General features: G+C 70.1%; 13 protein-coding genes and 1 tRNA gene. 5 read left to right on the top strand and 9 right to left on the bottom strand.

All coding sequences use genetic code 11. The annotated features are described in order from the left end of the window. Positions 1-22: 22 nt before the first annotated feature. Genes AA0Y20_RS11215 through AA0Y20_RS11205 form a run of 3 tightly spaced genes read right to left on the bottom strand, consistent with a single transcriptional unit; the run spans position 23 to position 2,685 of the window. Positions 23-988: an FKBP-type peptidyl-prolyl cis-trans isomerase gene (locus tag AA0Y20_RS11215; protein WP_412939282.1), complete on the bottom strand. Its 966-nt coding sequence runs from the start codon at positions 986-988 to the stop codon at positions 23-25. Between the two features lie 9 nt (positions 989-997). After that, positions 998-2,008, bottom strand: a complete 1,011-nt coding sequence (locus AA0Y20_RS11210) for a tRNA (adenine-N1)-methyltransferase (RefSeq protein WP_412939281.1) — start codon at positions 2,006-2,008, stop codon at positions 998-1,000. Then, positions 2,005-2,685, bottom strand: a complete 681-nt coding sequence (locus tag AA0Y20_RS11205; protein WP_412939280.1) for an HAD family hydrolase — start codon at positions 2,683-2,685, stop codon at positions 2,005-2,007. Before AA0Y20_RS11205 ends, AA0Y20_RS11210 begins: the two co-directional genes overlap by 4 nt. A gap of 121 nt (positions 2,686-2,806) precedes the next feature. Here AA0Y20_RS11205 and AA0Y20_RS11200 point away from each other — a divergent pair, with 121 nt between their 5' ends. Further along, positions 2,807-3,673: a PAC2 family protein gene (locus AA0Y20_RS11200; RefSeq protein ID WP_412939279.1), complete on the top strand. Its 867-nt coding sequence runs from the start codon at positions 2,807-2,809 to the stop codon at positions 3,671-3,673. Between the two features lie 30 nt (positions 3,674-3,703). On the opposite strand, the gene AA0Y20_RS11195 is transcribed toward AA0Y20_RS11200, so the two are convergent. From AA0Y20_RS11195 to AA0Y20_RS11180, 4 genes are all read right to left on the bottom strand, one after another. Continuing rightward, positions 3,704-4,537 carry an undecaprenyl-diphosphate phosphatase gene (locus AA0Y20_RS11195; RefSeq protein WP_412939278.1) on the bottom strand — a complete coding sequence of 278 codons (834 nt, stop codon included), beginning with the start codon at positions 4,535-4,537 and terminating at the stop codon, positions 3,704-3,706. 10 nt (positions 4,538-4,547) lie between these two features. After that, positions 4,548-5,846: a M20/M25/M40 family metallo-hydrolase gene (locus tag AA0Y20_RS11190; RefSeq protein WP_412939277.1), complete on the bottom strand. Its 1,299-nt coding sequence runs from the start codon at positions 5,844-5,846 to the stop codon at positions 4,548-4,550. 72 nt (positions 5,847-5,918) lie between these two features. Beyond that, positions 5,919-6,003: transfer RNA gene (locus AA0Y20_RS11185), tRNA-Leu, on the bottom strand. A gap of 96 nt (positions 6,004-6,099) precedes the next feature. Then, positions 6,100-7,944 (bottom strand): DEAD/DEAH box helicase, encoded by a 1,845-nt coding sequence (locus tag AA0Y20_RS11180; RefSeq protein WP_412939758.1) that lies wholly within the window; start codon positions 7,942-7,944, stop codon positions 6,100-6,102. A gap of 78 nt (positions 7,945-8,022) precedes the next feature. Between AA0Y20_RS11180 and AA0Y20_RS11175 the strand changes: the two genes are divergently transcribed. Continuing rightward, positions 8,023-8,868, top strand: a complete 846-nt coding sequence (locus AA0Y20_RS11175; RefSeq protein WP_412939276.1) for an SGNH/GDSL hydrolase family protein — start codon at positions 8,023-8,025, stop codon at positions 8,866-8,868. On the opposite strand, the gene AA0Y20_RS11170 is transcribed toward AA0Y20_RS11175, so the two are convergent. Beyond that, positions 8,869-9,660 (bottom strand): TrmH family RNA methyltransferase, encoded by a 792-nt coding sequence (locus tag AA0Y20_RS11170; RefSeq protein WP_412939275.1) that lies wholly within the window; start codon positions 9,658-9,660, stop codon positions 8,869-8,871. A 55-nt stretch (positions 9,661-9,715) separates the two neighbouring features. On the opposite strand from AA0Y20_RS11170, the gene AA0Y20_RS11165 reads away from it, so the two are divergent. From AA0Y20_RS11165 to AA0Y20_RS11155, 3 genes are all read left to right on the top strand, one after another. Next, positions 9,716-10,564, top strand: coding sequence for a Sir2 family NAD-dependent protein deacetylase (locus AA0Y20_RS11165; protein WP_412939274.1), 849 nt, complete (start codon positions 9,716-9,718; stop codon positions 10,562-10,564). A 37-nt stretch (positions 10,565-10,601) separates the two neighbouring features. Next, positions 10,602-11,204: a histidine phosphatase family protein gene (locus AA0Y20_RS11160; protein ID WP_412939273.1), complete on the top strand. Its 603-nt coding sequence runs from the start codon at positions 10,602-10,604 to the stop codon at positions 11,202-11,204. Positions 11,205-11,270: 66 nt separating this feature from the next. Continuing rightward, positions 11,271-11,741, top strand: coding sequence for an Lrp/AsnC family transcriptional regulator (locus AA0Y20_RS11155; RefSeq protein WP_412939272.1), 471 nt, complete (start codon positions 11,271-11,273; stop codon positions 11,739-11,741). Here the strand turns inward: AA0Y20_RS11155 and AA0Y20_RS11150 are convergent. After that, the gene (locus AA0Y20_RS11150) at positions 11,680-12,714 is read right to left on the bottom strand and encodes a DMT family transporter (RefSeq protein WP_412939271.1); all 1,035 of its coding nucleotides are present in this window, start codon (positions 12,712-12,714) and stop codon (positions 11,680-11,682) included. The genes AA0Y20_RS11155 and AA0Y20_RS11150 overlap by 62 nt on opposite strands. Between the last annotated feature and the right edge of the window lie 65 nt (positions 12,715-12,779).

Raw genomic sequence — 12,779 nt, 5'->3', positions numbered from 1 at the left:
GGCGTGCGCGCCGTGCCCCGACTCAGGACGCGGCGTCGAGGCCGAGGATGTCGACGACGAACACGAGCGTGGAGTCGGCGGGGATGCTGCCCTGCGCGGTGTCGCCGTAACCCTGGTCGGGCGGGATCACCACGAGGATCTGCGAGCCGACGGTCTGGCCCCGCAGTGCCTCGGCGAAGCCGGGGATCGTCTCGTCGAGCGTCATGGGCTGAGCGCCGCGGCCCCACGTGCTGTCGAACACCTTCTCGTCGGCCCAGGTCACACCGGTGTAGTGCACGCGGACCGGCACATCGCCCGTGACTTCTTCGCCGTCGCCCTTCTTCAGCACCTCGACCGCGAGATCGCTGGGCGGGTCGTTGTCGGGGATGAGGATGCCGGGGCGGCCGTCGGGGGCGACGACGACGGAAGGCATGCCCGCGCGGTCGTTGAACTGCTGAGCACCGTCGGCGGCCGCGAGGTAGACCTTCTGCAGGTCGAGCACGACGACGGTCGTGGCATCCTCGGCCATGCCGAATCGTGCGCGCGTGTCCGCCGTCACCTCGTCGGGTCCGAGGGCCATCACGACACGGGATCCTTCGGTGGCGCAGTGCAGAGCGTCGACGAGCCCGGGGAACGTCGCCTCCCAGCTATCGAGGGGGTACACCTCCGACAGCTGGCCCGTGTAACCCGAGGCCGCGATCGGCGCGCCCGAGGAGCCGTCGATGACGGTCAGATCGAAGACGACGTCCTGGGCGTCGCTCGTGATGGCGCGGCCGTCACCAGCGACGGTGTCACGCGCCGAGAGGCCGTCGACGTGGACGGGGGCCGACAGCGCGACGGTGGGCTTCGTGCCGACCGGGGTGTCGGAGATGTCGACTAGATCGAGAGCCGACGAAGCCGAGACGTCCCGCGCGCACGAGGCCGAGGCCGATGACGACGGCGTCGCACAGGCCGTCAAGGCGACCACGGTCAGGGAGAGAGCGCCGGCTGCGGCGATGATCCTACGCACCGCAGCAGTCTACGCGGAGTCGTCGTCGTGCCCGTCCGAGCCGGAGACCGAGCCGCGCGCCGCACGCTGAGCCTCGCGCACGCGCTTGCGCAGGTTCTTGTCGGTGATCTCGCGATCTCCGACCGCCCCCGGAGTCCAGATCTCGACGTCGGCGTCGTCGTAGGACGGCTTCTTCAGCGCGCGCTTCCGGACATCGGGCGGGATCGCACCCGGAGCGAGCCGGCGGGCCGTGATCAGGAACCCGGTGTGCGCCACCATCCGATGATCCGGGCGGACGGCGAGCCCTTCGACGTGCCATCCCCGGATCATCGTCTCCGAGGCGTCGGGGTCGGTGAACAGGCCGGTGCCGCGGAGATACTCGGCGACGCGGCTCAACTGAGTGGCCGTGGCGACGTAGCAGAGGACGACGCCTCCCGGTGCCAGCGCGTCCGCCACGACGTCGATGCACTCCCACGGGGCGAGCATGTCGAGGACCACGCGGTCGACGCTGCCGGGCTCGACGGCGGTCGGCAGGCTCTCGACGAGATCGCCCACGACCACGGACCAGTTGGCAGGAGTGCTCCCCGTGAAGGTCGCGACGTTCGCCTCGGCCACCTCGGCGAACTCGGCGCGTCGCTCGAACGACACGAGACGCCCCGTCTCGCCGATCGCGCGGAGCAGCCACAGCGAAAGCGCCCCCGAGCCCACGCCGGCCTCAACGACGGTCGCGCCGGGGAAGATGTCGGCGGCGGCGAGGATCTGCGCCGCATCCTTCGGGTAGACGATCGCCGCTCCGCGCGGCATGGACATCACGAAGTCGCGCAGCAGCGGCCGGAGCGCCAGGTACTCGTGCCCGCCGCTGTTGGTCGCGACGGAACCGTCGGGCTGACCGACGAGCACGTCGTGCCGGAGCACGCCGTGGTGGGTGTGCAGCTCGCCACCCTCGCGCAGGGTGATCGTGTGCATCCGCCCCTTGGGGCCGGTCAGCTGCACGCGATCGCCGTACCGGAACGGGCCGCGGGGCTGAAGGTCGTCGGTCATGCGGAGGCTCCGAGTCGGTGGAGGGAGAAGAGGTCGGACAGGTCGGACACGGAGCGTCCCGAAAGGGAGTCCCACAGTGCGTGGGCGCCGAGCCCGTCGAGCGGCACCATGAGCGGCACACCGAGGGCCACGGCTCCCGAGGCGACGGCGGACCGCAGTCCGTTCGGGGAATCCTCGATGGCGACGGTGTCGGCGACGTCGACGCCGAGCGCCTCGCACGCCTGCAGATACGGGTCGGGATGCGGCTTGGGGCGCGCCGCCTCGTCACCCGCTACCACGACGTCGAATGCCTCGAACGGGATCGACGACACGACGGTGTCGGCCATGCTGCGCATCGACATCGTGACGAGGGCGGTCTTGATGCCGGCCTCGCGGAGCTCGGACAGCAGCTCTCGCGCGCCCGGGCGGAACGGGGTGCCGCCGAGTCGCAGCTGGGCGGAGACGGTCGCGGTGAGGTGGGCGATGATCTCGTGCGTCTGCATCGCGACCCCGGCATCCTGCAGGATACGTGCGGAGTCCTCGAGACCGAGCCCCACGAGGCCGAGCGCCTGCTGGTGCGTCCACACTCCCCCGTAGCTCTCGACGAGCGGACCCTCTGCGGCCATCCAGTACGGTTCGGTGTCGACGAGCGTGCCGTCCATGTCCCAGAGGACCGCGGCGGGGGAACGAGAAGTCATCCGGACCATGTTACCGACGCGGGCCCGTCACGCCGCGTGGCCGACCCGCTCGCGTCGGCCTCGGCGTATCGTGGAGCAGACCCGCTCGCGCCGAGCGAGCCGGCTCGGAACGGAGGACGGGTTGAACAGTCTGGGACGCCGCGTCCTCGTGGTCGCATTCGACGGATGGAACGACGCCGGCGAGGCGGCGACGGCGGCGGCGACGCAGCTGCGCGAGTCCCGGCCCTACGACGCCGTCTATTCGGTGGATCCCGAGCTCTACTTCGACTACATGTACACCCGGCCGCACATCGAGGCCGACGCCGATGGACGGCGCTCCCTGAAGTGGCCGGACGCGACGATCTGGCGCCCGCGCGCGACGGCCCGAGGCACACGCCTGTGGATCCTGAGCGGTGCCGAGCCGGCTCGGGCGTGGAAGTCGTTCGCCGCTGAGCTCGTGGATGCCGCGCTGCGCGAGGACATCACCGGAGTCGTCGCTCTCGGCTCGATGATGAGCGACGTGCCCCACACCCGTCCGATCACCGTCTTCAGTGGGAGCGACAACGACGAGTTGCGGACAGCGCTGGGTCTCGAACGGTCGACATACGAGGGCCCGGTCGGCATCCTGTCGGTCATCGCCGCCGCAGCGGAGGAGGCCGGGATCCCCACCGCGGCGTTGTGGGCGAGCGTGCCCCACTACGTCGCCGGACACTCGCCGTCGCCCAAGGCGACGCTCGCACTGCTCGACAAGCTGGAGGGCATCACCGGCGCCAAGGTCGCCCGCGGCTCGCTGCCCGGCGACGCGCTCGCCTGGGAGGCGACGATCGACGCCGCCGCGGCCGACGACGAGGAGATGACGGAGTACATCCGTCAACTCGAGCAGACGCGAGACACGTGGGACTCCCCCGAGGCTTCCGGGGATGCCATCGCGCAGGAGTTCGAGAAGTACTTGCGGCATCGCGGCGACGGCGGTGAGGGCCGTGGCCTGGGCCGCGGCCCGCATCGCTGAGACGCGGGCCGCGACGCTCGTCCGTTCGCCTCAGTAGGCCTGGAGCACGCCCAGCGAGAGCAGGACGATGAGCACGGCTCCCAGCCCCACGCGGTAGAGCACGAAGGGCAGGAAGCTGCCGCGCTTGAGGTACTGCATCAGGAAGGCGATCACGGCGAGACCCACGCCGAATGCGACGACGGTCGCGACCGCGGTGTCGACGAGTGAGAACACCGACGCGCCCGGCTCGCGGATCGCCTGCAGCAGCTCGTAGAGACCGCTTCCGAACACCGCCGGCACGGCGAGGAGGAAGGCGACCTCCGCGGCGGCCGGGCGCGTGTATCCGAGTGCGAGCCCCATCGTGGTGGTGGCTCCCGAGCGTGACACACCGGGGATGAGGGCGAGCGCCTGCGCGAAGCCGAGGGCGAGACCGTGCCCGTATGTCAGGTCCTTCTCGGTACGGGCACGGCGGCCGAGCGCGTCGGCGGCACCGAGGATGAGTCCGAAGACGATCAGGACGATGGCGACGAGCCACAGGTTGCGGAAGGTGTCGCGGATGACGTCCTGGAAGAGGAAACCGAGGACGCCGATCGGGAGCGTTCCGATGATGACGATCCACCCGAGTCTCACGTCGGCGTCGTCGCGCGGAACGGAGCCGTTGAACGATCGGAACCACCGGCCGATGATCCGGGTGATCTTCTTCCAGAAGTAGACCAGCACGGCCAGTTCGGTGCCGATCTGAGTGATGGCGGTGAAGGTGGCGCCGGGATCCTGCGCGGACGGAAGGAACTCCCCCACGATGCGCAGGTGAGCGCTCGAGGAGATCGGCAGGAACTCGGTCAGACCCTGGACGATGCCCAGGATGATGGCCTCGAGGAGCTGCATGGGCGGCCTTTCAGTACGTGCGGATGAGATCGGTGAGCACGCGCTGTCCGAAGACGAGCGCGTCGATCGGGACGCGTTCGTCGACACCGTGGAACATACCGGTGAAGTCCATGTCGGCCGGGAGGCGCAGCGGCGCGAATCCGAATCCCGCGATGCCCAGTTCCGACAGCGCCTTGTTGTCGGTGCCGCCGCCCATCAGATAAGGGAGCACGGGCACGCCGGGATCGTGTCGGCCCAACGCGCCGACCATGGCGTCGACGAGCGAGCCCTCGAAAGGAACCTCGAGGCCGATGTCACGGTGGACGATCTCGATCCGGATGTCGTCGCCGACGATGCGCTGGATCTCGGCCAGCACGGCGTCCTCCTGGCCGGGCAACGTGCGCACGTCGATCGCGGCCGACGCGGCGTCGGGGATGACGTTGTGCTTGTAGCCCGCCGTCAGGCCCGTCGGGTTCGTCGTGGTGCGGAAGGTCGACGCGAGGAACGCGGACGTCGGGCCCGTGGCTCCGACGACGTCGTCGGGGTCGGACGCACTGCGCCCGCTGAGCGCCGACAGGTCGTCGACGAGTCGTCGCGTGGTGTCGGTGAGCTCGATCGGCCATCGCGCCCGGCCGAGTGCGGCGACGGCCTCGGCCAGTCGGGTGATCGCGTTCTCGGGGTGCAGGCGACTGCCGTGACCCGCTCGCCCGGTGGCGTGGAGCCGGAGCCAGACGAGAGCCTTCTCGCCGACCTGCAGCAGGTATGCGCGGTGCCCGTCGACGCCGATCGAGTATCCGCCGACCTCGCTGATCGCCTCGGTCGCGCCGGCGAACCACTCGGGACGGTCGCGCACGACGAGCTGCGAGCCCTCGACGCCGCCGTTCTCCTCGTCAGCGAAGAATGTGACGATGAGATCGCGCTCGGGCTGCTCGCCCGCGCGCAGGAGCTCGGCTACGGACGTGAGGATCATGGCGTCCATGTCCTTCATGTCGACGGCACCCCGGCCCCACAGCATCCCGTCGCGGACGACGCCCTCGAACGGGTCGACGCTCCAGTCCTCGGCGACCGCCGGGACGACGTCGAGGTGGCCGTGCAGGACGAGAGCGGGCTTCGAGGCGTCGCGTCCCGGGATGCGCACGGACACGTTCGTGCGCCGCGGGATCGGCTCGTAGTATTCCGGCCGCAGCCCGAGGGTCTCGAGGTAGGCGCCCACGTACTCCGCGGCCTCGCGTTCACCGCGGGATCGCCCCTCGCCGAAGTTGGTCGTGTCGAAGCGGATCAGGTCCCGCGCGACGCGGGCGACCTCGGGCAGATCGTCGTACTCGGACATGCTCTCCACGGTAGTCGGGAAACACCGCCGGAAATGACGAAGGGCTCCGTTTCCGGAGCCCTTCTCTCACTGTGCGCGAGGGGGGACTTGAACCCCCACGCCCTATACGGGCACTAGCACCTCAAGCTAGCGCGTCTACCTATTCCGCCACCCGCGCAGTGTTTTTCAGTTGTTCCCAACCGAGGAACAACACTAACACGTCGCCGGCGGGGCGAAGAATCGTCGGCACGCCGGGCGTGGCGCGGACGCGATCTCACGACCTCACGCGGGACCGCAGGACGGCGATACGTGCCTGGAGCTGTGCGACCGTCGCGTGCGATACGGCCGGCCCTCCGCACACGCGCCGCAGCTCGGCGTGGATCTGCCCGTGCGCTTCGCCGCTCTGGCGGGCGTACAGACCCACCAGGCTGTTGAGGAGTTGGCGCTGTTCCTTCAGCGAGCGATGAAGCGGCTCGGGCAGTGTCGACTCAGCCGCGGGAGCGCCGTCGCCCGGTGCGGCACCCGTCGCGCTCTCCCGTGCCTCGCGGGTGTGCCGGTGCTTCGTCTGACGTGACTGTCGCTGCATGAGCAGCTCATGGACGTGCTCGGGCTCGAGCAGCCCGGGGATGCCCAGGAACTCCTCCTCCTCGGGAGTGCCGGGAACGGCGAGCTGACCGAACTCGGCACCGTCGAAGAGCACCCGGTCGAAGTGGGCGACCGAGCCGAGCGCCTGATAGCTGAACTCCTGCGTGAGTTCGTCCGAGGCCTTGTCCTCGCTCTCGGCCTCGGCGAGCAGCGTGTCCTCGAGACCATCGTCGTCTCCCGCCTCGCGGTCGAGCGCGTGGTCGCGCTGACGCTCCATCTCGGCGGCGAGGTTGAGCAGGACGGGCACGTTCGGAAGGAACACGCTGGCGGTCTCGCCGCGGCGACGCGCTCGCACGAAACGGCCGATCGCCTGTGCGAAGAACAGCGGCGTCGAGGACGACGTGGCGTAGACGCCCACCGCGAGCCGCGGAACGTCGACACCTTCGGACACCATGCGGACCGCGACCATCCACCGGGTCGTCGACTGCGCGAAGATCTCGATGTTGCCCGACGCCGCCGTGTCGTCGGAGAGGACGACTGTCGGCGCCTCACCGGTGATCTGGTGGAGGATCTCCGCATACGCCCGCGCCGCCGTCTGATCGGTCGCGATGACGAGGCCGCCGGCGTCGGGCACGTCCTGGCGCACCTCGGTCAGCCGGCGGTCGGCCGACCTCAGGACCGCGGGGATCCAGTCGCCCTCCGGATTCAGCGCGGTGCGCCACGCCTGCGAGGTGATGTCCTTCGTGTTGTCCTGCCCGAGGTGGGCCTCGAACTCGTCACCCGTCTTCGTCCGCCACTTCATGTGGCCGGCGTAGACGAGGAACAGCACGGGGCGCACGACGCCGTCGGCGAGGGCGCGTCCGTAGCCGTAGTTGAAGTCGGTCCTGGAGAGACGGATGCCCTTCTCGTTCGGGTGGTACTCCACGAACGGGATCGGAGCCGTGTCGCTGCGGAACGGCGTTCCCGAGAGCAGCAGCCGGCGCGTCGCCCTCCCGTAGGCCTCGCGGAGCGCATCGCCCCAGCTCAGCGCATCGCCGCCGTGGTGCACCTCGTCGAGGATCACCAGGGTCCGGGCATCCATCGTCACGCGCTGGTGGACGGATGCCTTGACCGCGACCTGTGCGTACGTCACCGCGACGCCGTGATACTGCCGTGACGGCATCCCGTGGCGGTTGCTGAAACGGGGATCGAGGCGGATGCCGACTCGACCGGCGGCATCCGCCCACTGCGTCTTGAGGTGCTCGGTAGGCGCGACGACGACGATGCGGTCGACGACGTCGCGCCGCAGCAGCTCGGATGCCAGGCGGAGGGCGAACGTCGTCTTACCGGCGCCGGGGGTCGCGGCGGCGAGGAAGTCGCGCGGTCCGCGCCCGACACCCTCCGGTCCGTCGGCGCCGAAGTACTGGTCCAGCGCCTCGGCCTGCCAGGCACGCAGGCGTTGGGCGGTACCCCACGGCGCGCGCTGCGGGAACGAGGGTGACAGGTGCTCGGCGGCGAAGCTTCCGAAATGCTCCTGGGGGTCCTCTGTCACGATGGACCACCTTAAACGACCCCACCCACACGATCGCCCGGCACGAGATACCGTGGCAGGTACGGAGCTTCAGGAGGCGTCATGAGGAACAACGAGGCATCCCAGGATGCGCGTCGCACGCCGTACGTGCCGAACGAGACGGCTCACCCGTGGCGCCGCATGGTCGCGATCGGCGATTCGTTCACCGAGGGCATCGGCGATCCCGAGCCGGGAAGCCCGGGCGGGCATCGGGGGTGGGCGGACCGCGTGGCCGAGGTACTCAGCTCGCAGGTGCCCGACTTCGCGTACGCCAACCTCGCGGTCCGCGGCAAGCTCATCGGGCAGATCGTGGCCGACCAGATCGAGCCGGCCCTCGAGCTCAAGCCCGACCTGATCACCTTCTCTGCCGGCGGCAACGACGTCATCAGACCCGGATCCGACCCCGACGCCGTGGCGCAGCAGTTCGAGGATGCCGTCGTCAGGCTGTCGTCGACGGGCGCGACCCTCGTGCTCTTCACCGGCATCGACACCGAGTTCACGCCGGTCTTCCGGGGCATCCGCGGCCGGGTGGCGATCTACAACGAGAACATCCGTGCGATCGCCGATCGCTACGACGCGATCGTGGCAGACCAGTGGGCGCTGAAAGAAGTTCAGGACATGCGCTTCTTCGACGACGACCGGCTGCACTACAACTCGCTCGGACATCACGAGGTCGCACGCATGGTGCTGCGAGCCCTCAACGTGCCGAACGACCTGCAGCCGATGCAGCCCGACACGACGCCGGTGCTCACCTGGCGTGCGGCGCGCGCGAACGACCTCGTCTGGGCCCGCGAGTACCTCATGCCGTGGGTGCTGCGCCGGCTTCGGCATCAATCGTCGGGCGACCACATCACCGCCAAGCGGCCCGAGCCGCTGCCTGTTCTGCGGCGCGCGGAAGAGCCCGACTGATCAGCGCAAGGCCCACAGCGACACGGCGGCAGCCGCGGCGACGTTGAGGGAGTCCACTCCCCCGGCCATCGGGATCGTGACCACGGTGTCGGCGGCGGCGAGGGCGCGGCGAGTCAAGCCGTCACCCTCCGTCCCCATGAGCAGCGCCACCCGATCGGGCCGCGCTGCGGCGAACTCGTCGAGCGGCACGGCACCCTCCGCGAGGGCGAGGGCCGCGAGATGGAGGCCGGCATCGCGAAGCAGCGGACCCGCCTCCGGCCATGCCGGCAGCCGGGTCCACGGCACCTGGAAGACCGTCCCCATGCTGACGCGCACGCTGCGACGGTAGAGCGGGTCGGCGCAGCGCTCGCTCACGAGCACGGCGTCCGCGCCAAGCCCCGCGGCGGCCCGGAACGCCGCTCCGACGTTGGTGTGATCGACGATGTCCTCCAGCACGAGCACGAGACGCGCGCCCGCCACGACCTCGGCGACCGCTGGAGCTGCGGGGCGGTGCATCGCGGCCAGGGCGCCCCGGTGCACGGCGTAGCCGGTGACCTGCTCGGCTACCTCGTCGGAGACGACGAAGACGGGCGCCTCTCCCGCGAGGTCGACCACGTCGGGCAGCCACTTCTCCTGCACGAGGAACGAGCGCGCCCGATGTCCTGCCGCGTGGGCGCGTGCGATGACCTTCGCCGATTCGGCGATGTACAGCCCCCCGGCAGGCTCCAGCACGCGGCGCAGCGCGACGTCGGTCAGGTCGCGGTAGTCGGCGAGTCGGGGGTCGGCGGCGTCGTCGATGAGGATCACGGGCACGCCTCCAGCCTGGCACGTCGCCCGGGTGCCGGGCGGACGCTCGTAGAGTAGGACTGTGACGAAACCCGACCTCGAGACGCCCGCGGGCGACGAGATCGAGAACGCCCTGGACGTGCTCGCGGGACGCCGCATAGCGGTGCTCACCGGTGCCGGCGTATCGACCGACTCGGGTATCCCCGACTATCGCGGTGCGGGTGCGCCGGTTCGCACCCCGATGACGGCCCAGCAGTTCCTCGCGAGCCCGGATGCGCGTCGGCGCTACTGGGTCGGCAGCCATCTCGGCTGGCAGGCCTTCGCGGCGGCGCGGCCCAACGACGGCCACGCGGCGTTGGCCGATCTCGAACGGTCCGGCATCGTCGCGGGCGTCGTCACCCAGAACGTCGACGGTCTGCACCTCCGGGCCGGAAGCAGCCGGGTGGTCGAGCTGCACGGCACGATGCGGCGGGTCTTCTGCCTGCACTGCGGACAGGTTTTCGACCGGCGAGACCTGGCCGAGCGCGTCGAACGGGACAACCCGTGGATCACGGTCCCCGAGAACGTCGAGCTCGGTCCCGACGGCGACGTGCTGCCCGCCACCAGCGACGGCTTCATCGTTCCGACGTGCACCGTCTGCGAGGGGATGCTGAAGCCGGATGTCGTCTTCTTCGGCGAGTTCGTGCCACGCGAGAAGTTCGCCGAGGCCGAGCAGCTCGTGCGTACCAGCGAGGCGCTGATCGTGGCGGGATCGTCTCTCGTGGTCAACTCCGGAGTCAGGCTCGTGGAGCGCGCCCGGCGCCGCAAGCTCCCCGTCGTGATCGTCAACCGTGGAATGACACGAGCGGATTCGAAGGCGACCGTGAAGATCGACGGTGGGACCAGCCACGTCCTCCGCGTCTTCGCAGACGCACTCGCGTCTCGTCGGTGAGGTCGAGGCCGCTCGCTGGTCCGCGTAGGGTCGGAGGGTGACCATCCTGACCCTCGTGCGCCATGGTGAGACCGACTGGAACCGCGAACGGCGGATTCAGGGCTCCACCGACATCCCGCTCAACGACACCGGACGAGAGCAGGCCCGCGCGGTCGCGCTCGCTCTGCGGGAGTCCATCGCCGGCGATGCGGTGGTCGCCTCGAGCGACCTGTCGCGCGCGGCCGAGACGGCGCAGATCATCGCCGACGTGCTCGGCGCCGGCGCGCCGCCCGCGTACCCGGAGCTGCGCGAACGCAACTACGGGGATGCCGAGGGTGTCGGGGTCGAGGAGTTCCATGCGCGCTGGGGCGAGTGGGCCGTCGCCGACGTTCCGAATGCGGAGCCCTGGCCGGTGGTGCGCGAACGAGCCCTCCGCGGGCTCGACCGGGCCGTCCGCGACGCCCGTGCCACCACCGCGCCCGTCGCGGTGCCGCTCATCGTCGTCGCTCACGGTGCTCTCATCCGCGAGGTCATCCGTCATGCGACCGCCGAGGAGTTCCCGCTGCAGGGTGTTCGTCTCGCCAACGGCTCCGCTCACACCTTCGTCGTGGAGCGCGAGCGTCTGCGTCTCATCGACTCCCCCGCGCTCGCGACGATCTGACCGCGACCGTGGCGTCGCGCCGCCGTGATGCGGAGAGGGGCTCCGAGCGGTGTATCGTCCAGCATCATGACCACGCACGACCGCGTCGACCTCGCGCTGCTCGACGCCCTCGCCGATGACCCCCGCGCAACCGTGGTCGCCCTCGCCGAGCGCCTGGGCATGTCGCGCAACACGGTTCAGGCGCGTATGGCCCGGCTGGAGCAGTCGAGCGTCTTCCTCTCCTACGAGCGTTCGATCTCGATGCGCGCCCTCGGATTCCCGATCGAGGCGCTCATCAGCGTGGTGCTCCGCCAACCCGACCTTCCCCGAATCGCGCAGGAGCTCGCGACCATCCCCGAGCTGCTTCAGGCGCAAGGCCTCAGCGGTCAGGTCGATCTGATGATCCGGGTGGTCGCGCGCGACACGCAGCATCTGTTCGCCATCGACGCGCGCATCCTCGCCATCGACGGGGTCGAGCGGACCGAGACGTCGCTCATCATGGACGACGTGATCCCGCACCGGGTGAAGCCGCTGCTCGCTGAGGGGCGCGCGGGCTGACGGCGTCCGGTGCACGATCGGTGTCGAGCCGCACGAGGACGACCCCGACGAGGATGAGTGCGCCGCCGGCGAACTGGACCGGTGCCGGCGCCTCCGCCAGGAGCAGCCAGGCGAAGCCCAGTGCGAACAGCACCTCCGAGAGGCCGATGAACGACGCGAGGCGAGATCCTGTGCGCGGGACGGCGGACACTCCGAGGGCGTACGCCGTCCCCGTGGCCACGCCGACCCACAGCAGGACGACGACCGGCGGCAGCTGCATCCCGACCACGTCGGCGAGCACCCCGCTCGTGGTGAGGGGCAGGAACCCGGTCAGGAGGAGCACGCCGATGATCGCGGTTGCGACGACCATCCCTCCGGCGGCCAGCACGAGGGGCGGCAGGGTGTCGCCGGTGCGCTCCGCCATGACGAAGTAGACGCAGGTGCAGAGCGCGGCGCCGAGGGCGAGCAACGTGCCCCAGAAGTCGAAGCGGGTCCCGGCGATGTCGACGACGAGCACGAGTCCCGCCATCGCGACGACGGAACCGGCCATCACGGTCCGGGACGGCCGCCGGCGCGTGGTCATCCAGACCCACAGCACCAGCAGCACGGGCGCGAGGTACTGGATGAGGAGGGCGACGGCGACCGGCATCCGCTGCATCGCCGAGAAGTAGAACAGCTGACAGCCGACGACCGGCATCGCGCCGAATGCGATCAGGGCGAGACCGTGCCGGCGAAGGAAGCGGCGTTCGCGAGCGACCGCGCGGATGAGGAACGGCGAGAGGATGAGGGCTGCGACGCCGATCCGGATGAAGAGGGCGGCGCCCAGTGACCATCCGTTCTCGAGCAGTGGCTTCACCAGCGGTCCGCTCGACGAGAACGCCAGCGCCGAGGCGACGGCCATCGCCATACCTGCTGTCCGCCGGCCCGGCGCGCTCGCGGGCGCTGCCTCCGATACGCCTGCGATGATGGGCAGGGGCGCGGTGGGGTTCGTCATCGGCAGCCTCGGTGGTCAGGGGTGAAAGTTATCTACACTCGTGACAGTAATGCTCGCGATCGTCA

This window comes from Microbacterium pratiae (assembly GCF_047302165.1).
Classification (GTDB): Bacteria; Actinomycetota; Actinomycetes; order Actinomycetales; family Microbacteriaceae; genus Microbacterium.
Note: the sequence above shows the minus strand (reverse complement) of the source record. Positions and strands in the feature narration are given on the sequence as shown.

Bases quoted from the DNA above. Each gene is read 5' to 3' on its own strand.
- AA0Y20_RS11210 (WP_412939281.1), bottom strand. From the start codon at position 2,008: ATGACCGACGACCTTCAGCCCCGCGGCCCGTTCCGGTACGGCGATCGC.
- AA0Y20_RS11205 (WP_412939280.1), bottom strand. From the start codon at position 2,685: ATGACTTCTCGTTCCCCCGCCGCGGTCCTCTGGGACATGGACGGCACG.
- AA0Y20_RS11195 (WP_412939278.1), bottom strand. From the start codon at position 4,537: ATGCAGCTCCTCGAGGCCATCATCCTGGGCATCGTCCAGGGTCTGACC.
- AA0Y20_RS11190 (WP_412939277.1), bottom strand. From the start codon at position 5,846: ATGTCCGAGTACGACGATCTGCCCGAGGTCGCCCGCGTCGCGCGGGAC.
- AA0Y20_RS11175 (WP_412939276.1), top strand. From the start codon at position 8,023: ATGAGGAACAACGAGGCATCCCAGGATGCGCGTCGCACGCCGTACGTG.
- AA0Y20_RS11155 (WP_412939272.1), top strand. From the start codon at position 11,271: ATGACCACGCACGACCGCGTCGACCTCGCGCTGCTCGACGCCCTCGCC.
- AA0Y20_RS11150 (WP_412939271.1), bottom strand. From the start codon at position 12,714: ATGACGAACCCCACCGCGCCCCTGCCCATCATCGCAGGCGTATCGGAG.